Genomic DNA, 20,990 nt, shown 5'->3' on the forward strand with positions numbered 1-20,990 from the left:
ATGATGGAAAGCTTGCTCATAGCCAACAGGGGCGAGATCGCCGGCCGGATCATCCGCACGGCGAAAGCCCTCGGCATCCGCACCATTGCCGTTTATTCGGAGGCCGATGCCAGCCTGCCCTTTGTGGCGGAGGCGGACGAGGCTCTTGCCATCGGCCCAGCGCCTGCTCGCGAGAGTTATCTTTCGCAGGAGCGCATTCTGGAGGCTGCCCGCAGAACAGGTGCGGCCGCAATCCATCCCGGCTACGGCTTCCTGTCGGAAAACGCCGAATTTGCCGAAGCCGTCGAGAATGCCGGCATTATCTGGGTCGGCGCGCCCCCTGCCGCCATCTGCGCCATGGGATTGAAGGATGCTGCCAAGCAACTGATGCAGGTCGCCGGCGTGCCGGTTACGCCGGGCTATATGGGAGCGGACCAGAGCGGAGAAAGGCTTGTTGCCGAGGCCGATGCGACGGGCTATCCCGTGCTTATCAAGGCTGTCGCGGGCGGCGGCGGCAAGGGTATGCGCTGCGTCGATCGGCGGCAAGACTTTGCCGAACTGCTCGCCTCCTGCCGGCGCGAGGCGGCCTCGTCCTTCGGTGACGACCGCGTGCTGATCGAGCGGTATATCGCCAATCCGCGTCATATCGAGGTGCAGGTCTTTGCCGACCGTTTCGGCAATTGCGTCCACCTCTTCGAACGCGACTGCTCGCTGCAGCGCCGGCACCAAAAAGTGATTGAGGAGGCACCCGCCCCCGGCCTCGACGCCGCCACCCGCGCCTCAATCTGTGAGGCGGCGGTCAAGGCCGCGAAGGCAGTGAACTATATCGGGGCCGGCACCATCGAATTCATTGCCGATGCTTCGGAGGGTCTGCGCCCGGATCGTATCTGGTTCATGGAGATGAACACGAGGCTGCAGGTGGAGCACCCTGTCACCGAAGCCATCACCGGTGAGGATCTGGTCCTCTGGCAGTTGAAGGTCGCCGCCGGAGAGCCGCTGCCGAAGGGGCAAGCTGATATCCACATGGATGGCTGGGCTTTCGAGGCTCGCCTTTACGCCGAGAACCCTGCTGCCGGCTATCTGCCCTCGATCGGCCGCCTGGATCATTTGCGCTTGCCGCAAAATGTCCGGGTCGACAGCGGCGTCGAGGAGGGCAACGAGATCACCGCCTTCTACGATCCGATGATCGCCAAGATCATCGCTCACGGCCCAAATCGTGACGCAGCCCTCGCCAGGCTCGCGAGCGCCTGCGAAAGCATCGAAATCTGGCCGGTGAAATCCAATGCCGGCCTACTCGCCCGTATTGCCCGCGACGCGGATTTCCGCGCGGCAAAGCTCGATACGGGCTTTCTCGACCGTCACGGTGAGGCCCTGCTGCCGAAGGAACCCGACGAGACGACTGTCGACAGAGCGGCGACAGCCTTGGCAGCAAAAGACAGAACCGATCCCTGGTCGTCCCTCACCGGCCTGCGAATTGCGGGCACAAGCAATAGCCGCACGCGCGTCCGCATCGGCGAGCATCTCTATTGGGGGCATGTCCGCCCGGAGCTCCGCGCCAATACCGTCAGGTCCGGCGATACCGTAGTTCTCTTCGAGAGCGGCAATGCCTGGCCGATCGGCCTTCCCGTCGCCAGCGAAGTCGAAGCGCATCAGGGCGCCGGCGATGGTGGGATTCTTTCGCCGATGCCGGGCCTCGTCATTTCCGTCGACGTCGCGGAGGGCGATCGTGTTGCCAAAGGCGACAGGCTGCTGACGGTTGAGGCGATGAAGATGGAACATACACTGCGCGCGCCCTTTGACGGCACTGTCGGCAAATTGCCAGTCTCCGTGGGCGCCCGGGTTTCGGAAAACCAGCTCGTCGTCAGCGTCATGAAGGAAGAGCACTGATGGCCGGCCGCTACTTCGATGAATGGACAGTCGGCGACCGGGTTGCCCACGAAATCCGCCGCACGGTCACGGAAACCGACAACCTGCTCTTCACGACACTTTCCCATAATCCGCAACCACTGCATCTCGACGCCGATTATGCGGCGGGTACGGAATTCGGCCGCATCGTCGTCAACGGCACCTTCACCTTCGCGCTCACCATCGGCCTCTCGGTCGGTGACACCACACTCGGCACGCTGATCGCCAATCTCGGCTACGACAAAGTGGTGATGCCGAAGCCGGTGTTCATCGGTGATACGCTTCGTGTGGAAACTGAAGTGACGGAGCTCAGGCGCTCCAGCTCGCGTCCCGATGCCGGGATCGTCACGTTCAAGCATATCACGCTGAACCAGCGAAACGAGATCGTCTGCCAGTGCCTGCGCACGGCCATGCTGCAGGTGAAGCCGTCATGAGGCTGCGCTCGCTGCTATTCGTGCCCGGCGACAGGCCGGAGCGTTTCGACAAGGCGCTCGCCTGCGGCGCCGATGCCGTCATCCTCGATCTTGAAGATTCCGTTTCCGAGAAGAACAAGCCGCTGGCGCGTGACGCCGTGCACGACTTCGTCACGCGCCGCGCAACCGATGCGACGTTTGTTATTCGCATCAATCCCCTCACTACGTCAGCCTGCGAAGACGATCTCGTTGCGCTCGGCGATATCAATCTCTTTGCGATCATGTTGCCGAAGGCCGAAGGCGCAGCTTCTGTGCTCCAGCTCGCAGGCCGCCTGTCATCCGCTGTCCCCATCCTGCCGATCGCAACAGAGACGCCCGCGGCCATCTTTGAAATCGGCAGCTACAGGGGTGTCGCCTCCCATCTCCTTGGGCTGACCTGGGGCGCGGAAGATCTGCCTGCCGCCATCGGCGCTGCCACCGCCCGCGAGCCAGACGGGCGTTATACCGCCCCCTATGAACTCGCCCGCTCTCTGGTTCTGTTTGGCGCGCACGCCGCCGCGGTTCCTGCCATCGAGACCGTCTACCCCGACTTCCGCGATCTCGACGGTCTCGCAGCCTATGCTGCCCGCGCCCGGCGCGACGGTTTCTCGGGGATGATGGCGATCCATCCGAACCAGGTCGAACCGATCAACCGAGCTTTTACACCGGACGCGGCGGAGATCGCCTGGGCGGAAAAAGTCGTGGCTGCCTTCGCCGTTGCATCGGATACCGGCGTCATCCAGATCAACGGGCGCATGCTCGATCTGCCGCATCTGAAACTCGCAAAACGCATTCTGGAGGCTGGAAAACTATCGCATGTAGGGTGACTGGCATTAGGCCAGTCGGGCGATCTGAGAAACTGCAGGTGAAAGACCGGATAGGCGGGCTCGCTGACAACAGGAAGCGCCCAAGAAATAGGCAAAGCGATCTAAGTGTCGTGAAATGAATATTATAAGTCTTTTTTTGCAATTCAACGCACGGCTGTGTAAAGCTATTTCGCAGGTCGAATTCTTCTGAAAGCAGGTCGTTTCTGCTCAAGATTCCCGAGATCTTTGAAATCGCCCCAATAATAACGGCTATCAATAGAATTGAGTAGGCACATCGGCATTTCCTGTTTGAGCTATATTTCAGATGCAAGTGAAATATAGGCAATGCCATCAGTAGAACCCGGGAACATAAGGCACCGGTGTTCAGTAAAAATTAAACAAAATTGGACGGTGAATATTTTGTGACAGAAAATTTCTACTCTGTTCATGTCATAGAAACTTCATTGGTTAGCGCAAATCGAACCAGTTAATAGGGCGTGCGCTCAAGAGGGGGCGCGTCCTATTTTTCGAGGGTTCTCATGCAAGCCAAGCTTCTCGGCGCCGTAGGCGCCCTTCTCGCTTCAGCTTTCGTTGCTGCTGGTCCCGCCGCTGCTGCCGAAAAGACCAAGATCGACTTCTGGTTCGGCAACTCGGGCGATATCGCAAAGCGCGTTCAGGAACAGTGCGACCGTTTCAACCAGTCTCAGGGCGACTACGAAGTCGTCTGCACCAGCCAGGGCTCCTACGACGCGTCGCTGCAGAACACGATCGCAGCCTTCCGCGCCGGCAAGCAGCCGACCATCGCTCAGGTCTCGGACGCCGGCACGCTCGACATCATGCTTTCGGGCGCCTACTACCCGGCCAACAAGCTCATGAAGGACATGGGCTACAATGTTGACTGGAACGACTACTTCTCCGGCATCGCCGGCTACTACGCAACGTCGAAGGGCGAGATGTACTCGTTCCCCTTCAACTCCTCTACAGCTCTGCTCTATTGGAACAAGGACGCCTTCGCCAAGATCGGCAAGGACCATGCTCCGGCGACCTGGAAGGAAGCAGGCGAAGACTTCAAGGCTCTGAAGGACGCAGGCTATGCTTGCCCGCTCGGCTTCGACATCTCCAACAACGAAGTCTGGCAGTACATCGAGCAGTTCGAAGCCGTCAACGGCGAACCGATCGCTACCAAGAAGAACGGCTTTGAAGGCCTCGACGCCGAGCTGGTGTTCAACAAGAACCCGATGCTCGTGAACTTCGTCAAGGACCTTAAGGGCTGGTACGACGCCAAGGAAGCCGTCATCAAGAACAAGGCCGTTGGCCAGACCTTCGTTGAAGCCTTCGCTGCTGGCGATTGCCAGGTCATCCTCACCTCGGTTGGCGACCACGGCAACATCGGCCGTACCGCCAAGCAGGGCATGAACTGGGGCGTTTCGATGCTCCCGACCTATGGCGACGCGACCCGTCACAGCTCCTACGTCGGCGGCGCTTCGCTCTGGGTTCTGAAGGGTCACTCGGACGCGGAGTACAAGGCTGCCGCGGCCTTCTTCAACTTCATCGCAAAGCCGGAAGAAGCCCTCACCTGGTCGACCGTTACCGGCTACATTCCGGTTCGTAACTCGGGCTTCGAGTACCTGAAGAAGCAGGGCTTCTACGACAAGGCTCCTTATGCCGGTCGCGAACTTGCCATTCAGAGCCTGACCGCTTCGCCGGCTGGCGACACGGCTGCCAAGGGCATCCGTCTCGGTGGCCTGCTCCAGGTCCGTACCGAAATCGCTAACGGCCTGCAGGCAATCTTCGTCAACAATGCCGACGTACAGGCTTCGCTCGACTCTGCTGCTGACCGCGGCAATCAGCTCCTGCGTCGCTTCCAGCAGACCTATAAGAACGTTCAGCTTCCCTGATCGACTGATATGAGCCGCACCCGGACCGCTCTGGCGCGCCGGGTGCGTCTTTGTACATTCCCTACCGGCTGCGGCAGCGAGATCGCCGACCGCGCCAGAACCAAACCAGGGCGAAAACGACCACTCATGGAAAAGCGCGTCACTTTCTCCTCGACGACGATCGGCCTTCTCTTCGCATTCCCGATGCTGCTGTTGATCTTCGTCTTCTTCTATTGGCCGAGCGCGCAGGCGCTGTACTGGGCGTTCACGCTTGAGCAGCCATGGGGCGGCGGCAACGCCTGGGTCGGTTTTGACAATTTCAAGCAGCTGCTCAGCGACCCGATCTATTGGGACTCCGTTACCCGCAGCATGATTTTCGGCTTCAGCTCGACTGTTATCGCCATGGGTCTGGCGCTCATCCTGGCGCTCCTGACGGATCGTGAACTGCGCGGCCACAAGATCTACCGGTCGGTCTTCATCTGGCCCTATGCGATTGCCGCTCCCGCTCTCGGTCTTGCCTTCCGCTTTATCCTGGCGCCGGAAGCCGGTCTCTTGTCGGTCATCAACCATGTCTGGCCTGGCCTGTGGAACCCCGCTCTCGACGGCAAGGATGCCATGATCGCCGTGATCGTCGCCTTTTCCTGGAAATATATCGGCTACAATTTCATTTTCTTCCTGTCGGCCCTGCAAGGCATTCCGCGTTCGCTGATCGAGGCGGCCGCCATGGACGGCTCGGGGCCGTTGCGCCGCATGCGGGATATCCAGCTACCGCTGCTGACACCGACGCTGTTCTTTCTGCTCGTCATCAACATCACCGAGAGTTTCCAGGATTCCTTCGGCATCGTCGACGTGATGACCCAGGGCGGTCCGGCGCGCGCCACGGAACTCATGGTCTACAAGATCTATTTCGACGGCTTCAGAGGCCTCGATTATTCCGGTGCCGCAGCCCAATCCATCATCCTGATGGGTCTCGTCATCCTGCTCACCATTTTCCAGTTCCGCTTCATCGAGCGGCGCGTGCACTACAAGTGAGGTCGCGGACATGATCGAACGCACGCCAATATTCAACTTCGTCTGCTACACCCTGCTCGCACTCGGCCTGGTGATTGCGCTTCTGCCTTTCCTGATCGTCATCATCGCGTCGACGCTCGATCTCGAGACCGTCAACCGCGTGCCGCTGCCGCTGGTTCCAAGCAGCCATTTCTGGGAGAACGTGCAGACCGCCTGGGTTCGCGCGGATCTCGGCAACAAGCTGTTTCACAGCGTCATCTTCGCTGCCACGGTCGGTGCCGGCAAGGTCATCCTTTCCGCGATGGCAGCTTTCTCGATCGTCTATTTCCGCTTCCGCGGCCGCTACCTGATCTTCTGGATCATTTTCATCACCCTGATGCTGCCGCTCGAAGTGCGCATCGTGCCGACCTATTCGATCGCCGCCAATGCGCTTCAGCCCTTCCAGGCGATCCTCGACGCCACCGGCATCAGCTGGCTGATCGCGCAGGTTACCGGCATCCAGGTCAAGCTCGAATGGGGTCTTCTGAACTCCTATCCGGGTCTCGTGTTGCCGATGGTCGCCACCGCGACGGGCACTTTCCTCTATCGCCAGTTCTACCTGACGGTTCCGGACGAACTCGCCGAAGCATCGAAGATGGACGGCTCAGGTGCGATCCGCTTCTTCTGGGACGTGCTGTTGCCATTGTCTCGCCCGAACATGATCGCGCTTTTCACCATCATGTTCGTCTGGGCCTGGAACCAGTACCTCTGGCCGCTGCTGATCACGACCGACCCGAATTTCGGCATCGCCGTTACCCAGCTCAAGACACTCATTCCCTCCGAATTCGGCCTGCCCGACTGGAATGTCGCAATGGCCGGAACATTGATCATCATGTCGCCGCCGTTGATCCTCGTCATCCTTATGCAGCGTTGGTTCGTGCGCGGCCTTATCTCCACCGAGAAGTGAAAGGAACAAAGCCTTGGCACCGATCTTCATCCGTGGCGTGAAAAAGAACTACGGCAAGAACGCCGTCGTTCATGGCGTCGATCTCGAAATTCAGTCAGGCGAATTCATCGTCATCCTCGGTCCGTCCGGCTGCGGCAAGTCTACGCTGCTGCGCATGGTCGCCGGCCTGGAAGAGATCACCGGTGGCGAAATCGCCATCGATGGCCGCGTCGTCAACCAGCTCGAGCCGCGTGAACGCGGCTGCGCGATGGTCTTCCAGAACTATGCGCTTTATCCGCACATGAGCGTCGCCGAGAATATCGGCTATGCACTGAAGGTCGCCGGTATACCGAAGGCCGAGCGTGACCTCCGGATCGCCGATGTCGCCAAGGCACTCAGCCTCGAGCCTTTCCTGGAACGCCGGCCGGCCGCTCTCTCGGGCGGCCAGCGCCAACGCGTCGCCATGGGCCGCGCCATGATCCGTGAGCCGAAGGTCTTCCTCTTCGACGAGCCACTGTCGAACCTCGACGCCAAGCTGCGCATCGCCATGCGTGCGGAAATCCGCCGTCTGCATCGTCGGCTCGGCGCCACTTCGATCTTCGTGACACACGACCAGAACGAGGCCATGACACTTGCCGACCGCATCGTCGTCATGAACGCCGGCAATGTCGAACAGGTCGGCACGCCGGAAGAGGTTTATCACTATCCGGCAAGCCGCTTCGTCGCCGGTTTCGTCGGTACGCCGGCGATGAACCTGCTGGAAGGCCGCATCAATGAAAACGGCATCTTCATCTATGACGAGGGCCGAACAGTCACCCTTCCGGCCGAACGCGGCAAGCAGCTTGCCGGCCAGCGCGTCGTGCTCGGCGTCCGCGCCGAAGCCGCTCGCCTCGTCTCTCCGGATGCACCGGGCGCGCTCGTTGCGACCGCCGACTTCATCGAAGAGCTGGGCGCAAGCCGCGTCGTGCATGCCGATTTCGATGGCCTGCCCTTTGCCGTCGCCATGACCGGATCGGTCTCGTTGAAGACCGGTGACCGGATTGGCATCGCGATCGATCAGGATTCGATCCATCTCTATTCGACCGAGACCGGCAAAGTTCTCGTCGCGCCGGCGCGCAACAACGCCATGACCGTCAACGCCTGAGCCTGATACAGATGAAGAGCTTTCCGATCTCGCCACCGGCGGCCACCCGGTCGGTTAAACGTCACTAAGGTTTTGACGATTGGCGGAGGCCGTTGCAGGCGCTCGACGAGGTTGCTCTTGCTTGAAGTGGGATGGCTACGCGTTGCGTGTCTGCCGTCATTTCATTTTCGCTCGGATCGGGAACCTGTCGGCTAAATCGAACGCCTTCGACGGCTCTGATGGCGAACAACTGATGTTTCGCCTTGAGTGGAACCTTCACCTCCCCCGGCAAGTTTTGCCTGCAGATCACAGACGGAGGCGAGCATGCAGGTTCAGGACATAATGACGAGACAGGTGGTAACGGCAGCTCCGGATGCGAGCATCCGAGACGTCGCCATACTGATGTCTGAGATCGATTCGGGTGTCATCCCGGTTATCGACGGCGACTTGCTGGGCATAGTAACCGACCGTGATATCGTTATTCGAGCGGTCGCTGAAGGACTCGATACCAACCGCCCAGTCTCCGAGATCATGACGTCGGGAATCGAAAGCTGCCTTGAAACCGACGAGCTCCGCGAAGCCGCGAGCAGAATGTCGGAACTGCAGATGCGCCGTCTTCTGGTCTTCGATAACGCCGGCACGATCAAAGGCATCATATCCCTCGGTGATATTGCGCTTCTCAATGAAGAACTTGCTGGCGTCGCGCTTGAGGAAATCTCAGACGACGCCTCAAGACAGTAGCCGGCTCCTCCGACAAGCTCTGCAAGTACCGCGAGGTCCCTCCCTCACGGGATTCAGATGCTTTGCACTCGTTGCGGCTACTTCGCCGATCTACGAGAATATCTTCTTTGCACAGCGAGTCCCCTGCTGCTGGATCATGACCTGGAACAGGAAAAGGCGTCCAAAGCAAGTTCCTACCGCAAACAACGGAACAGTCGGATCGAGCCATCGTTATCGTTCCCAGCAATGGAGGACAAAATGTCTAACGTGTCACGAACAGGAAACGATGAGATCAACAACGCGACAAATCCGAACACGTTCGGGCGGTCGGTCGAGAGCAAGGCACAGATGGAAGATTCTGCGGCAGAAAGCTCAATGCGTCTTACAAGAGAACCGCTTGGTATTTACCGGCTTGAACCGATCGCGGCGGAAGACGATCCGAGATGGGAAAATGCCCCGAACCATGGCGTCGTTGTGGTCGCAGCAAGAACACCAGGCGACGCCCGGATTGTCGCGGCCGGGCGCGAGCTCGACTTCATGGAGGTCGACGCCGCTCCCGCCGAGGATGTGACCACGACAAATGCGAGTTCATTTCGTGACGACAAGCTTTACACGGTGGTCGAGATCGATCGGAATCGCACGGATGTCGTGCGAGGTGTAATTGAAGGCGATATCTCGGTTGATACGATCAGGCCTGTGCAGCCCGATTGAGCGGGTACAGATCCAGTGAAGCTGGGATTTGGGAATGCCAGCCTACTAGACCTGCATTCGATTAGACTCTGGTTCAATCCGCTGTTTCACCCAGCGTATCGGCGACATAGGCCCCGCGCATGCCCATGGGGACCGGTTTTCCCGTCGTCGTATCCTTCGCGGTCTGATGTTCGAGTTCGGCATTGAGTTCAGCCCCAACAACCAGGATGGCGACGGAAAGCCATGTCCACACAAGGAAGCCGATCAACGCGCCGAGCGTTCCGTAGGTAGCATTGTAGTTGGCGAAATGGTCGAGATAGACCGAGAAGCCAAGCGACATGAAAAACCAGGAAAACGTTGTCATCACAGCACCCCATGTCATCCACCGGAGACGGGCCGGCTCGCGGCTAGGGCCGAACCGGTAGACGGCCATGCTGGCAACAACAACCACGGCCAGCAGTAGCGGCCATCTGAGAACGAGCGCCATCTCTTCCTGAAAGCGATCCAGCCAGAGGAAGGAAAGCGCCACCGGCATCACAGCAACGAGTGCGAGAAGAACGATCGCCCCGATGATGGCGCATACCGTAAAGCAGAGCGCGATCAGGTTCAGGCGGATCAGACTGCGTTTTTCCCGCTCTTCATATGCGACATTCATGGCGTCGAAGAGTGCAAGCGTGCCGTTATGGGTGCTCCACAAAGCGATAGCCAGACCGATGAAAAAAGTCACGCCCAGCGCATTATCGCGTCGCTCGGTGAGCGAACGGATCTGATCCGACACGAAATCGAAGGCGCCGGGCGGCAGCATCATCGCCAGTTTTCCCAGATGTTCCGACATGGTGAGAGGATCTGCGAAAAGTCCATAAAGGGAGACCAATGCGGCAAGTGCCGGAAATAGGGCAAGAAGAAGATAGAAGGTCACACCGGCGGCAATCAGCGTCACTCTGTCGTCCGATACCTCATGCACGACGCGCCAGAATACATCTTTCAATCCTTGCTTCGGGATAGATTCCGGGACCGACGCGTGACGTCCATGATTGTCGCCGGCTGTCGATAAATCAGCCCGCATTGCCGCATCTCGGCAGATCTCGGCACGGCGCGTCGCAAGCAGAAGGCTGGCGAATGCGACGAGGTACAGGATCGCTGTTGATCTCTGGCTGAATCGAAAACTCATGCGCATCACCTCTCTGCCTCTGCTCGGCATACCGAGAAACGCGCGATCGGCCTGAAAGGTACAAATCCGAAGTCGGCATTGTCGAGGGCAACTGATCGTCTGCAGGACGCCCGTAGGAAACTTCGATTATGTCCCGTTGTTTTCGTCTGGATTGGAGGACCGCAGATGGCATCAATGACGAAAGAAGAGCTGTCCGAGCACCTGAAGAAACTGGATTTCTGCATGTTTTCGACCCGCGGAGCCTCAAACCGGATGACCACTCGTCCGATGAGCAGCAATGGCGACGTCGAATATGACGGGGATTCCTAGTTTTTCTTCCTATACCGACACCCGCAAGATATCCGAGATTCGGAAGGACAATGCGGCACTGCTGACCTTTACAGCACCGCCGCATCTGCTGGGGAAGCCAGGTATTTTCACAGCAGTCGACGGTAACGCTTCGCTTATCGAAGACACCTCGCAGTTCGGGATCATTGGATCCAAGGACTGGAACGATGGTTTCCGCGGCCTCTAATGTCTGAGGATAGTAGTCTGGCTGCAGAGCGCCGGCGCACCAACCGCCTGCCTACAGACGGGCGATCGCCTCCCCAAGCTCTTTGCGATGTTTTTCAAGCCGATCCCGAGCCTCGTCCCTTTGCGCCCGCAGCGCCTTGATCGACGTCTCCTGCTCCGTCAGGTCTTGAAGGAACTGCTGCTTGAGCGGCGTGTCGCCGACAGAGGCGAGCATGCCTGAAATCCTCGAGGATTCCGACGTTGCGTCTTCAATCTCCTGCATGACTGTCGACAGGTCCCTCTCCGCTTCCTTCTGTGCCTTCCTCGCCGTCACGATACCCTGAAGTTTCGAGGCGATTTCCGGCGCCGGCCCTTCATCGAGCCATTGCAGGATCACCGTGTCATCGATATCGGCAATCGCCTGCGTCTCGCTCTCGGCCATGCGCCATTCGATGGTCGTCGAAACCTTCTTTCCTGCGGGGACGATGACAGTTGCCCGCGCACCTTGCGGCGTCTCCTCCACGCCTTCGGACTTAACGAGCTCCCATCCTGCCATGCCCGGGTCTTCCGCGACGAACGTCCTGTCGGCATCCGCGCCCCAGACGGAGAAGGTCTTACGCAGCCGACGCTCCAGTGTGGCCTCGAGATAACCGTCCTTGACGATAACGGTTCGGAAGGAACTGGTGATGGCGCTGGCCACTTCCTGCTCGATCTTCTGATCGGCGGCAAACGTCGCCTTTTCTAGGCCGCCTGGCTTCACATTGCCGACGCGTGCGTCGCCGACATAACGCCCTTTCTCGTCGTAGACCGCCGCCACCGCCGGCGGTAGCGAGGTTCCGGTGTCGTTGGTGAGGACGAGGGCTGCATCCGGATGCCGCGCGCCTTCGCGATAGAGAGCGACGAACTCGGCCTTGATCTCGCGATCGAGGATCGGCACGGAAATCGTCTCACCGCTTTTCAGGTCGTACACGCCGGGAAGATCGAAGTTTGCGACCACGTCGCCCTCGTCGGCAGTCGCAGCGATGGTAGCGGCTGGAGCCGCCTCAACAGGAGCGGGGGCCTCGGTCAGCGGCTTGTTCGCCAGCGCGCCTCCAAACCTGTTCCGTTTGGCGCCTCCAATGTCCAGATTGGCGACATCCACTTCCGGGCGTGATGGCCATGCTCTGGCATACAGTCTCTGGCGAAGCGTCACGGGCTTGCCGGACGTCAGAGAAATGGAAACCCCGTGCCAATCCTCGCCGGACGCATTCTCAAGGACTGCCCAGGCTTGCAACCGCGCTTTGCCCTTAGCGTCAACAAGGATCCTGTAGGACGGCTTCCAGAGCGGGGTCGCCACGACATAGGAGATATCTATGGCCCCCGACGCTTTGCCTTCGAGCGCAATGGTGACGGCGCGAGTTCCCTGCACTCCGTCACTCGACAACCGTTCTGCGGCTCGGGAAATCATCTCGGCGTCTTTGGGATCGTCGAGCTTGTAAGCCATGGCGCCACCGATCTCGGCAATGTCGAAGGCGCCGCTGTCCAGCATCACGATCAGCCGCGCATGTTGCTTTTCGCTCGCAGGCTCCACTCCGACGATGCGGCCCTTCACTCCGTTCGCAGAGACAGGCGCTCCTCTGAGAGACCTTAACACACCGGCGGCCGAATCCAGATCCTGCGGCGTGATCGGAAGCACCTTGAATGTTTCGTCCACCATGTCTGGGCCGGTGGTCGAAAGGCTCCTTACGGGCGCAGGCCCCGATACGACGAGGGTCTTGAGAAAATCATCCATCTGATCTGTCGGCACGTCGATGACAGCATTGCCGTCCTCTCCGACATCAAGACTGCGCACATATTCAGCGACTCCGCCGGAGGACAGCCGGATCGACTTGATCGTCCCAGTTTGTGCAAATGCGGTTGTGGGCAGTACTGCGGTAAGTGCCGCACAGACAAAGGATGCGTATTTCATGGAGCCCCCTCGATTAATCCCGAGTGAGAATGAGCGTAAAAAAGGGGCGGCATTTCGGCATACGATTGCTTTCCCGCAAGCTCGCGCGCAGCCCTTGTCGAGACGCGACCAAGTCTCTGCCGGAGATCTCCATCTTCGATGGGATATCGGGAAAGATGTCGTGAAATTGAGAAGACGAACGCCTATATACGTCGCTCGAGTCTGTTTGAAAGGAAATCCGTCATGACTATCAATGGAAGCCTGCTCGTCGCGGGATCGGAAAAGCGCGGCACGCGCGGCGAGCTCTACGGTGTCGAAGCAGCCACGGGCACGGCCCTGCCCGTCTCGTTCGGCGGCGCCTCCGCCGAAGACGTCGAGGAGGCGACCAGGCTTGCATGGGAGGCCTTCGCTTCCTACCGGGAAACCGATCTGGAAACACGGGCTGCCTTTCTTGAAACCATCGCCAGCGAGATCGAAGCCATCGGCGACGAGCTGATCGTGCGGGCAATGGCGGAAACCGGACTTCCGCGTGGACGTCTCGAGGGCGAGCGCGCCCGCACGATGGGACAGCTTCGGCTATTTGCAAAAGAGGTCCGCGAAGGCCGGTTCCAGGAGCTTCGTTTCGACGGCGCGGATCCCTCCCGCAAGCCGGTTCCGAAGCCTGATCTGCGCCTGCGCAATGTTCCCCTCGGCCCCGTTGCGGTTTTCGGCGCATCGAACTTTCCGCTCGCCTTCTCGGTTGCCGGCGGTGACACGGCATCTGCGCTCGCAGCAGGATGCCCCGTCGTCGTCAAGGCGCATTCCGCTCACCCGGGCACATCGGAACTGGTCGGCCGTGCCGTTCAGCGAGCCGTCGCCAAGGCTGGCCTGCATGCCGGCACGTTTGCGCTTCTCTTCGATACCGGCTTCGAGGTCGGGCAGAAACTGGTGGCCGATGCCAGAATCCGCGCCGTCGGCTTCACGGGTTCGCGCCGCGGCGGCACTGCGCTGATGAAGATCTCTTCCGAGCGTAAGCAGCCGATCCCCGTCTATGCCGAGATGAGCAGCATCAACCCGGTCATCTTCTTCCCCAACGCGCTGAAAACCCGCGCGGCGGAGATCGCAACGACTTTCGTGAGCTCGCTTGTCCTCGGTGCCGGGCAGTTCTGCACCAATCCCGGCCTCATTCTCGCCATCGACAGCGAAGGCCTGGACACTTTCATTGCCAAGGCGCGGGAGCTTCTGCCCGATGTCGGCGCCCAGACGATGCTGACAGGCTCCATCGCCAAGGCGTTCTGTGATGGCGTTGCCCGCCTGGAAAAACATCCCGAGGTCCGGCTCGTCGCCAATGGCAAGCCCGGCAGCGAATTCGAAGGCGCGGCCGCTCTCTTCGAGACGACAGCCACTGCATTCCTTGCGCATCACGAGCTGCAGGACGAGGTCTTCGGTGCGGCCGGCCTTATCGTGCGCTGCCGTGATCTCGCCGAACTCGAGCGTGTCCTCGATGGTCTCGAGGGCCAGCTGACCGTTGCCCTGCACATTACGAGCGAAGACGAACAGGACGCCAGGCGCCTCGTTCCCAAGCTGGAAATGCTTGCCGGACGCCTGCTCGTGAACGGCTTCGGAACCGGCGTGGAAGTATCGCCCGCCATGGTGCACGGCGGCCCCTACCCGGCAACGGCCGACGGCAGATCGACCTCCGTCGGGACGCTCGCCATTTACAGGTTCCTGCGTCCGGTTTCGTATCAGGACTTTACGACGAACCTACTTCCAGCGCCGCTGCGTTGATCGAGCAGAGCGGCCGGACCTTGAACCCAGAGAACCGGCATCTGAAAATCGCACCACGGGCGCTCAGGCGGCCGTGGTGTGTGCATTGCAAAACCTCAGTCTCAAAATCGTCATTTTGCCGGTGACAGCGACGCCATTCTCTGCAAGAAAGAGTGCTGTTGAGAGACAGGGGCGCCGGTTCGCAAGAACTGGCTGAGAAGCACCCTTCGAACCTGAACCGGATAATGCCGGCGGAGGGAGTCGCTCGGGTCGCAGTCTGCTTCATCGCACGATCGTTCCCGCGCCTGCCCCGCCCGAAAGGGGTACTATGGAGAACAAGACACCCGGAGCTCTGTTGACGGCGATGCGCGCGAAGCCGCCGCTCGTGCAGTGCATCACCAATTACGTGGCCATGAACATCGCCGCCAATGTGGTGCTTGCGGCGGGTGCATCGCCTGCAATGGTCCACGCTGCCGAGGAAGCGGGCGAGTTTGCCGCAATCGCCGGCGCTTTGACCGTCAATATCGGCACGCTCTCCACCCAGTGGATCGACGGCATGCATGCCGCGGCAAGGGCTGCAAACGCAAGCGGCAAACCTTGGGTCCTCGATCCGGTTGCCCATTATGCGACATCCTTCCGCCGCAAGGCGGTTGCCGATCTGCTGGCGCTCCGTCCGACGATCATCCGCGGCAATGCTTCGGAGATCATCGCGCTTGCCGGTGGCGAGAGCCGCGGCCAAGGCGTCGACAGCCGTGATCCGGTTGAGCAGGCCGAAGCTTCCGCTCGGCTGCTTGCCGAACGGCATGGCGCGGTCGTCGCCGTCACCGGTGTGGTGGATTTCGTGACCGACGGAGCACAAGCGCTGCGCATCGAAGGAGGTTCGCCCCTGATGCCGCAGATCACCGCGCTCGGCTGCTCGCTGACCTGCCTGACCGGCGCCTTTGCCGCCACTATTCCCGCCGACCCCTTTGCAGCCGCTGTCGCCGCACTTGCTACCTTCGCGGTTGCCGGCGAAGAGGCGGCCAGGGATGCAGCCGGCCCCGGCTCCTTCTCCTGGCGCTTCCTCGATCAGCTTGCCGCGCTTGATGGAGCAAAGCTCGATGCAAAAGTGAGGATCAACGCTGCATGAAACGCTTCGATCTTTCCCTCTATCTGGTCCTCGATCCCGACCTCTGCGCCGGTATCGGCATGGTCGAGACAGCGCGGCTTGCCGTTGCCGGCGGCGCCACGATGGTGCAGCTTCGTGACAAGCATGGCGGGACGGCAAGGATGATCGAGACCGGCCTGGCGCTGAAGGAGATATTGAAGGGTACCGGCGCTTCGCTCGTCATCAACGACGACGTCGAGGCAGCCATCGCGATCGGCGCCGATGGGCTGCATATCGGTCAGGACGATATGGGACCTGCCGCCGCACGTGCGATGATCGGCCCGGACATGATCCTTGGTCTCTCTGTTGAGACTGAGGCGCTGGCTGGGGCAATCGACGCCGAAATTGTCGATTATGCCGGGATCGGGCCGGTATTCGCGACGCCTACAAAGACCGACCATAAGCAGCCGATCGGTTTCGATGGGTTGGCCAAACTGGTAAAGGCTGCGCCCGTTCCAACGGTCGCGATTGGAGGTCTGAAGAGCGAACACGCCGGTTCCGTCTTTGCGGCAGGTGCCGATGGGCTTGCGGTCGTCTCGGCGATCTGCGGCACATCTGACCCGAGGGCCGCGACAGTTCGCATTGCCGAGGAAATCCGAAAGGTCCGCCAATGATCCGCAACGTCCTGTCCATCGCCGGTTCCGATCCCTCCGGTGGGGCCGGCATCCAGGCCGATCTCAAGGCTTTCTCGGCGCGCGGCGTCTATGGCATGGCGGTGCTGACGGCACTGACGGCGCAGAACACCCAAGGTGTAACCGGCGTGCATCTCGTGCCGCCGCATTTCGTCGCCCAGCAGATAAAAGCGGTCTTCGCCGATGTAGGCGTCGATGCGGTCAAGATCGGCATGATCGCCAATGCCGGCATTGCCGAAGCGATTGCCGAAGCGCTGACACCTCATCGCGGTATTCCCGTCGTCGTCGATCCGGTCATGATCGCCAAGGGCGGAGCGGCGCTCCTCGACCCGCAGGCCGTCGATGCGCTGACGCGGCACCTGCTGCCGCTCGCCACACTGCTGACCCCCAATCTGCCGGAAGCCGCCGCATTGCTGGACGAAGAGGTTGCCGAAAGCCGCGAGCAGATGGCGTCGCAGGCCGAACGCCTGCGTACGCTCGGACCCGCGACGGTGCTGGTCAAGGGCGGCCATCTCGGCAGTGTCGAAAGCCCCGACGTGCTGTCGACTGCCTCCGGCCTGCACTGGTTCGAGGCGAAACGCGTCCCGACCAAAAACACACACGGCACGGGCTGCACCCTCTCCAGCGCGTTGGCCGCCGAGCTTGCAAAAGGCGCATTGCCGCAAATGGCCGTGGCAACCGCCAAAGCTTATCTTGCGCAGGCAGTCGCTGCCGCAGACGAACTGACGGTCGGTTCCGGCCATGGACCTGTCCATCATTTCCACGCCCTGTGGAAAAACATCGGGCTCTGAGCCGCATTACATTGCAAGCATTGTGAGACGGCCCCGGTCAAACCGGGCCGTTTTTCGTCTGCCTACCCTCAGTTGAACTATGTGGAGGAGAATATCGCCGTCATACATTCTGGCCAGATCGTCGAATGGGGACGGCGAAGGTGACCGACAATCCGCTGCATCCCCTATACCCGCTGCTGCTCTCTGCCGTGCCGGATCCGATGTGCGCTTCGACGATCCGCGGATGCGCCTGCAGCCGCAGGAAGTCGGTGATATCCGCCGCCGCTCTGCTGTGTCGCAGGAGGATGTCATGGAATACGAGCGCGACCACTTCATGCGCATGATCTAAGGAAGGCTTGCTGGCTTCGACCGTCGCCCTATGCTAGGGGACGGTCCCTTTCAGCGAGACGAAACTGCCATGCTTCCCTGGATCCAGCTCGATTCCGCGACCATTCCCGGCGAAGGCGGGCAATTGCGGCTGAAGCAGCGCGGATCCGAATTTTCGATCATGCTCGGCACCAATGAGCTGATGAACAGCCGCCTCAGCGGCTCGGAAGAAGCACTCGCCACCCTGTCCTTCGAGCGGATCAAATCGCACCCGAAGCCGAAGATCCTGATCGGCGGGCTTGGCATGGGCTTCACCCTGCGGGCTGCCCTTGCGGTCTTGCCCGCGGATGCCGGTGTTGTCGTCGCCGAGCTGATCCCGGAAGTCGTTGCTTGGGCACGCGGACCGATGACGGAGGTGTTCAAGGGCTGTCTCGACGATCCGCGCGTGTCGGTCCATCAGGGTGACGTCGGCGAGGCGATCCGCGCCGGAAAGGCCGCTTACGACGCGATCCTTCTCGACGTCGATAATGGCCCCGACGGCCTGACCCGCAAATCCAATGACCGGCTCTATGACTATGCCGGACTGAAATCCGCTCGCGAGGCGCTCCGCCCCGGAGGCGTGCTTGCCGTCTGGTCCTCGGGGCCAGATCCATCCTTCACCCGCCGGCTGAAGGAGAGCGGCTTTGCTGTCGAGGCGATCAACACGCGCGCCAACGGCAAGCGCGGCGGTGCACGACATGTCATCTGGCTGGCGATGAAGCCCGCCCGCTGATCCGGCGTCTCCGCAAGGCATGTCATCTCGCGTGGCCGCCGGGGAATAAATTGCGCCTTTCTCTCACAAGTCGACGGAAGCGCACTCAAGAGAGCTTGAGATTGATGCGATAATAATCGTATCCCATAGGTCATGGATCGCGAAGACGAGGAGGTCTCGCGGCCGCTCATCGGCTGGAGGCATTTCATGCCAGCCCTCGATTGGATACGAGTATGCGCCTTTTAGACTGCCATAATTTCCATGACTTCCGCCGTCTTGCCAGGCAACGCCTTCCCGGACCGATCTTCAATTATATCGATGGCGCGGCGGACGATGAGGTTACCTACAGGCGCAATACATCTGCTTTCGAGAGTTGCGATCTTCTGCCGAGCGTGCTGCGCGGCGTCAGCGAAGTGGACATGTCGGTTACCGTCATGGGCCAGAAACTCGCCATGCCGGTCTATTGCTCGCCGACGGCCCTGCAGCGGCTCTTTCATCACGAGGGCGAACGGGCGGTCGCGCATGCCGCGGGTAAATTCGGCACGATGTTCGGCGTGTCGTCGCTCGGCACGATCAGCCTGGAAGAGGCGCGTAAGATCAGCAGCGGACCGCAGGTCTACCAGTTCTATTTCCACCGGGACCGCGGCCTGAACAACGAAATGATGGCGAGAGCCAAGCAGGCCGGCGTGCAGGTGATGATGCTGACCGTCGACAGCATCACCGGCGGCAATCGCGAGCGCGACAAGCGCACCGGCTTTGCCATCCCCTTCAAGCTCAATCTGTCGGGCATGGCGCAGTTTGCCGTCAAACCCGCCTGGGCGATCAATTATTTCACGCATGAGAAATTCCGCCTGCCGCAGCTCGACAGCCATGTCGACATGGGCAGCGGCACGATGTCGATCAGCCGCTATTTCACCGAGATGCTCGATCCGGCCATGAACTGGGACGACGTCGCCGACATGGTGAAGACCTGGGGCGGGCAGTTCTGCCTGAAGGGCATCATGACGGTCGAGGATGCCAAGCGCGCCATCGATATCGGCTGCACCGGCATCGTGCTTTCCAACCACGGCGGGCGTCAGCTCGACGGTTCGCGCAGCGGCTTTGACCAGCTTGCGGAAATCGTCGAGGCCGTCGGCGACCGGATCGATGTGATGGTCGATGGCGGCATCCAGCGCGGTACCCATGTGCTGAAGGCCCTATCGCTCGGCGCCAAGGCCGTCGGCGTCGGGCGCTACTATCTGTTCCCGCTTGCGGCGGCTGGCCAGGCAGGCGTCGAACAGGCGCTGCTGCAAATGCGAACCGAAATCGAGCGCGGCATGAAGCTGATGGGCTGCGCCTCGGTCAGCGAGCTTTCGGCCGGCAATCTGCGTTTCCGCGCCTCTTGAGAACTGAATTCTGACCTCGCCGATCCTCCGCGCATGGCCGGATTTTGGCACTGAAAGATTAAGCGTTCACGAGCTCGGCGCAGACCTGGAGCGGTATGGGCGACCTGATCGACGGGATGCAGGACACCATCGGCGGCGGCGCTGTTCTTTGGCCGCCATGGCGACCGCTCTAAGGCGGCCAAGATGATCAGTAACGACCACCGGTAAATTTCGCCATTGAATGCCGCTCGTTCTGACGCTATATAACGTCATTATATATGGCATGGAGAGGAAAGATGGGCCTCGCACAATATGCAGATGGCGGTCTGTTTGCACCGCGCAAAATTGCCGATGCCTTCCGCACGACCAGCGAAGAGATCGCCCGCACCGCCGGGCTTGGCAAGGACGCGATCCAGCGCAAGGATCGGCTCCGCTCCGACAAGACGCAACGGCGCCTCCGCGAAATGATCGAAGTCGTCAACAAGGTCGAACCTCGCTTCGGCTCGACGTTGATGGCCTATGCTTGGTATCGCTCCGAACCTCTGTCAGGCTTTTCGGGCCAGACCGCCATGCAGTTGGTTCGCGACGGACGGGCAGACGACGTTCTGGACTACATCGATGCGATCGACGCTGGCATTCACGCCTAACCCCGGCCATGCACTACAAAGGAAAGCTCTATCGAGCGCTGAACCCTGTTTACGCGCGCGAGCCGCTCTCTGGGCGGGGTGCCGAACTCTATGGTGGCCGGTTCAATCCCAAGGGAATGCCGGCGCTCTATACGTCCCTGTCCGTTCTGACCGCGCTCCGGGAAGCCAATCAGGCCGGCAGCCTGCAGCCGACAACGCTCGTCGGTTACGAAGCTGATGTCGAGCGCATCTTCGACAGCAGGGATGAAATCGCCCTTGAGGAGCAGGGAATGGATGGCGCTGCGATAGCCGCGGCCAGCTGGCGTGATGAAATGAAAGCACGCGGAGAAGCCAGAACACAGGCCTTCGCGCGCAAGCTTGCGTCCGACGGCTATCACGGCCTCCTGGTCAGAAGTTTTGCTCCCGCCGCCAGAAATGATGATCTCAACCTGGTACTCTGGCGATGGAGTAAGACAGCTCCTTGCCGGCTGACGCTGATTGATGACGAAGGCAGATTGTCCTGACTGTTAAGCGTGATCAGCGCCAGCA

21 protein-coding genes and 1 riboswitch are annotated in these 20,990 nt (G+C 60.5%); of the genes, 19 read left to right on the top strand and 2 right to left on the bottom strand.

What is annotated here, in order from left to right:
- The 9 genes from JNB85_RS02240 to JNB85_RS02280 all read left to right on the top strand — a co-directional run bounded on the left by JNB85_RS02240 (position 1) and on the right by JNB85_RS02280 (position 9,509).
- Complete coding sequence (locus JNB85_RS02240; protein ID WP_220332759.1) at positions 1–1,866, top strand: acetyl/propionyl/methylcrotonyl-CoA carboxylase subunit alpha; 1,866 nt, start codon at positions 1–3, stop codon at positions 1,864–1,866.
- Entirely contained in the window at positions 1,866–2,318 is a 453-nt protein-coding gene (locus JNB85_RS02245) for a MaoC family dehydratase (protein WP_220332760.1), read from the top strand. The genes JNB85_RS02240 and JNB85_RS02245 overlap by 1 nt, the downstream gene beginning before the upstream one ends.
- Complete coding sequence (locus JNB85_RS02250; RefSeq protein ID WP_220332761.1) at positions 2,315–3,163, top strand: HpcH/HpaI aldolase/citrate lyase family protein; 849 nt, start codon at positions 2,315–2,317, stop codon at positions 3,161–3,163. Before JNB85_RS02245 ends, JNB85_RS02250 begins: the two co-directional genes overlap by 4 nt.
- 518 nt (positions 3,164–3,681) lie before the next feature.
- Positions 3,682–5,040: an extracellular solute-binding protein gene (locus tag JNB85_RS02255; protein WP_220332762.1), complete on the top strand. Its 1,359-nt coding sequence runs from the start codon at positions 3,682–3,684 to the stop codon at positions 5,038–5,040.
- Between the two features lie 126 nt (positions 5,041–5,166).
- On the top strand, positions 5,167–6,051 hold the full coding sequence (locus JNB85_RS02260; RefSeq protein ID WP_220332763.1) for a carbohydrate ABC transporter permease: 885 nt from the start codon (positions 5,167–5,169) through the stop codon (positions 6,049–6,051).
- 10 nt (positions 6,052–6,061) lie between these two features.
- On the top strand, positions 6,062–6,976 hold the full coding sequence (locus tag JNB85_RS02265) for an ABC transporter permease subunit (protein WP_220332764.1): 915 nt from the start codon (positions 6,062–6,064) through the stop codon (positions 6,974–6,976).
- A 13-nt stretch (positions 6,977–6,989) separates the two neighbouring features.
- Positions 6,990–8,099 carry a sn-glycerol-3-phosphate ABC transporter ATP-binding protein UgpC gene (ugpC, locus tag JNB85_RS02270; RefSeq protein WP_220332765.1) on the top strand — a complete coding sequence of 370 codons (1,110 nt, stop codon included), beginning with the start codon at positions 6,990–6,992 and terminating at the stop codon, positions 8,097–8,099.
- 303 nt (positions 8,100–8,402) lie between these two features.
- A complete protein-coding gene (locus JNB85_RS02275; protein ID WP_220332766.1) occupies positions 8,403–8,819 on the top strand; it encodes a CBS domain-containing protein in 417 nt (138 codons plus the stop codon).
- A gap of 237 nt (positions 8,820–9,056) precedes the next feature.
- On the top strand, positions 9,057–9,509 hold the full coding sequence (locus tag JNB85_RS02280) for a hypothetical protein (protein ID WP_220333092.1): 453 nt from the start codon (positions 9,057–9,059) through the stop codon (positions 9,507–9,509).
- A gap of 73 nt (positions 9,510–9,582) precedes the next feature.
- Here JNB85_RS02280 and JNB85_RS02285 read toward each other — a convergent pair whose 3' ends face one another.
- A complete protein-coding gene (locus tag JNB85_RS02285; protein WP_220332767.1) occupies positions 9,583–10,659 on the bottom strand; it encodes a YihY/virulence factor BrkB family protein in 1,077 nt (358 codons plus the stop codon).
- A gap of 277 nt (positions 10,660–10,936) precedes the next feature.
- Between JNB85_RS02285 and JNB85_RS02290 the strand changes: the two genes are divergently transcribed.
- The gene (locus JNB85_RS02290; RefSeq protein ID WP_220332768.1) at positions 10,937–11,173 is read left to right on the top strand and encodes a pyridoxamine 5'-phosphate oxidase family protein; all 237 of its coding nucleotides are present in this window, start codon (positions 10,937–10,939) and stop codon (positions 11,171–11,173) included.
- Positions 11,174–11,224: 51 nt separating this feature from the next.
- On the opposite strand, the gene JNB85_RS02295 is transcribed toward JNB85_RS02290, so the two are convergent.
- Complete coding sequence (locus JNB85_RS02295; RefSeq protein WP_220332769.1) at positions 11,225–13,099, bottom strand: DUF4139 domain-containing protein; 1,875 nt, start codon at positions 13,097–13,099, stop codon at positions 11,225–11,227.
- A gap of 222 nt (positions 13,100–13,321) precedes the next feature.
- On the opposite strand from JNB85_RS02295, the gene JNB85_RS02300 reads away from it, so the two are divergent.
- The 9 genes from JNB85_RS02300 (at position 13,322) to JNB85_RS02335 (ending at position 20,965) form a co-directional block, all read left to right on the top strand.
- Entirely contained in the window at positions 13,322–14,845 is a 1,524-nt protein-coding gene (locus tag JNB85_RS02300; RefSeq protein WP_220332770.1) for an aldehyde dehydrogenase (NADP(+)), read from the top strand.
- Between the two features lie 157 nt (positions 14,846–15,002).
- A riboswitch (TPP riboswitch) is annotated at positions 15,003–15,101 on the top strand.
- A gap of 51 nt (positions 15,102–15,152) precedes the next feature.
- Positions 15,153–15,953 carry a hydroxyethylthiazole kinase gene (gene thiM / locus JNB85_RS02305; RefSeq protein ID WP_220332771.1) on the top strand — a complete coding sequence of 267 codons (801 nt, stop codon included), beginning with the start codon at positions 15,153–15,155 and terminating at the stop codon, positions 15,951–15,953.
- A complete protein-coding gene (gene thiE, locus JNB85_RS02310; protein ID WP_220332772.1) occupies positions 15,950–16,585 on the top strand; it encodes a thiamine phosphate synthase in 636 nt (211 codons plus the stop codon). The genes thiM and thiE overlap by 4 nt, the downstream gene beginning before the upstream one ends.
- Positions 16,582–17,394, top strand: a complete 813-nt coding sequence (gene thiD, locus JNB85_RS02315; protein ID WP_220332773.1) for a bifunctional hydroxymethylpyrimidine kinase/phosphomethylpyrimidine kinase — start codon at positions 16,582–16,584, stop codon at positions 17,392–17,394. Before thiE ends, thiD begins: the two co-directional genes overlap by 4 nt.
- Positions 17,395–17,596: 202 nt before the next feature.
- Positions 17,597–17,722 carry a hypothetical protein gene (locus JNB85_RS31180; RefSeq protein ID WP_420852249.1) on the top strand — a complete coding sequence of 42 codons (126 nt, stop codon included), beginning with the start codon at positions 17,597–17,599 and terminating at the stop codon, positions 17,720–17,722.
- 69 nt (positions 17,723–17,791) lie between these two features.
- On the top strand, positions 17,792–18,472 hold the full coding sequence (locus tag JNB85_RS02320) for a spermidine synthase (RefSeq protein WP_220332774.1): 681 nt from the start codon (positions 17,792–17,794) through the stop codon (positions 18,470–18,472).
- Positions 18,473–18,684: 212 nt separating this feature from the next.
- Positions 18,685–19,836, top strand: a complete 1,152-nt coding sequence (locus JNB85_RS02325; RefSeq protein WP_220332775.1) for an alpha-hydroxy acid oxidase — start codon at positions 18,685–18,687, stop codon at positions 19,834–19,836.
- Between the two features lie 275 nt (positions 19,837–20,111).
- Positions 20,112–20,462, top strand: coding sequence for an MbcA/ParS/Xre antitoxin family protein (locus tag JNB85_RS02330; RefSeq protein ID WP_220332776.1), 351 nt, complete (start codon positions 20,112–20,114; stop codon positions 20,460–20,462).
- A gap of 8 nt (positions 20,463–20,470) precedes the next feature.
- Positions 20,471–20,965 carry an RES family NAD+ phosphorylase gene (locus JNB85_RS02335; protein WP_220332777.1) on the top strand — a complete coding sequence of 165 codons (495 nt, stop codon included), beginning with the start codon at positions 20,471–20,473 and terminating at the stop codon, positions 20,963–20,965.
- Positions 20,966–20,990 lie beyond the last annotated feature (25 nt).

The organism is Rhizobium mesosinicum (genome assembly GCF_019511345.1).
Taxonomy (GTDB): domain Bacteria; phylum Pseudomonadota; class Alphaproteobacteria; order Rhizobiales; family Rhizobiaceae; genus Rhizobium; species Rhizobium mesosinicum.

Excerpts from the sequence above, each read along its gene's own strand:
- JNB85_RS02240 (WP_220332759.1), top strand. The coding sequence starts at position 1 with ATGATGGAAAGCTTGCTCATAGCCAACAGGGGCGAGATCGCCGGCCGG.
- JNB85_RS02245 (WP_220332760.1), top strand. The coding sequence starts at position 1,866 with ATGGCCGGCCGCTACTTCGATGAATGGACAGTCGGCGACCGGGTTGCC.
- JNB85_RS02250 (WP_220332761.1), top strand. The coding sequence starts at position 2,315 with ATGAGGCTGCGCTCGCTGCTATTCGTGCCCGGCGACAGGCCGGAGCGT.
- JNB85_RS02255 (WP_220332762.1), top strand. The coding sequence starts at position 3,682 with ATGCAAGCCAAGCTTCTCGGCGCCGTAGGCGCCCTTCTCGCTTCAGCT.
- JNB85_RS02260 (WP_220332763.1), top strand. The coding sequence starts at position 5,167 with ATGGAAAAGCGCGTCACTTTCTCCTCGACGACGATCGGCCTTCTCTTC.
- JNB85_RS02265 (WP_220332764.1), top strand. The coding sequence starts at position 6,062 with ATGATCGAACGCACGCCAATATTCAACTTCGTCTGCTACACCCTGCTC.
- JNB85_RS02275 (WP_220332766.1), top strand. The coding sequence starts at position 8,403 with ATGCAGGTTCAGGACATAATGACGAGACAGGTGGTAACGGCAGCTCCG.
- JNB85_RS02280 (WP_220333092.1), top strand. The coding sequence starts at position 9,057 with ATGTCTAACGTGTCACGAACAGGAAACGATGAGATCAACAACGCGACA.
- JNB85_RS02285 (WP_220332767.1), bottom strand. The coding sequence starts at position 10,659 with ATGAGTTTTCGATTCAGCCAGAGATCAACAGCGATCCTGTACCTCGTC.
- JNB85_RS02290 (WP_220332768.1), top strand. The coding sequence starts at position 10,937 with ATGGCGACGTCGAATATGACGGGGATTCCTAGTTTTTCTTCCTATACC.
- JNB85_RS02295 (WP_220332769.1), bottom strand. The coding sequence starts at position 13,099 with ATGAAATACGCATCCTTTGTCTGTGCGGCACTTACCGCAGTACTGCCC.
- JNB85_RS02300 (WP_220332770.1), top strand. The coding sequence starts at position 13,322 with ATGACTATCAATGGAAGCCTGCTCGTCGCGGGATCGGAAAAGCGCGGC.
- thiM (WP_220332771.1), top strand. The coding sequence starts at position 15,153 with ATGGAGAACAAGACACCCGGAGCTCTGTTGACGGCGATGCGCGCGAAG.
- thiE (WP_220332772.1), top strand. The coding sequence starts at position 15,950 with ATGAAACGCTTCGATCTTTCCCTCTATCTGGTCCTCGATCCCGACCTC.
- thiD (WP_220332773.1), top strand. The coding sequence starts at position 16,582 with ATGATCCGCAACGTCCTGTCCATCGCCGGTTCCGATCCCTCCGGTGGG.
- JNB85_RS02320 (WP_220332774.1), top strand. The coding sequence starts at position 17,792 with ATGCTTCCCTGGATCCAGCTCGATTCCGCGACCATTCCCGGCGAAGGC.
- JNB85_RS02325 (WP_220332775.1), top strand. The coding sequence starts at position 18,685 with ATGCGCCTTTTAGACTGCCATAATTTCCATGACTTCCGCCGTCTTGCC.
- JNB85_RS02330 (WP_220332776.1), top strand. The coding sequence starts at position 20,112 with ATGGGCCTCGCACAATATGCAGATGGCGGTCTGTTTGCACCGCGCAAA.
- JNB85_RS02335 (WP_220332777.1), top strand. The coding sequence starts at position 20,471 with ATGCACTACAAAGGAAAGCTCTATCGAGCGCTGAACCCTGTTTACGCG.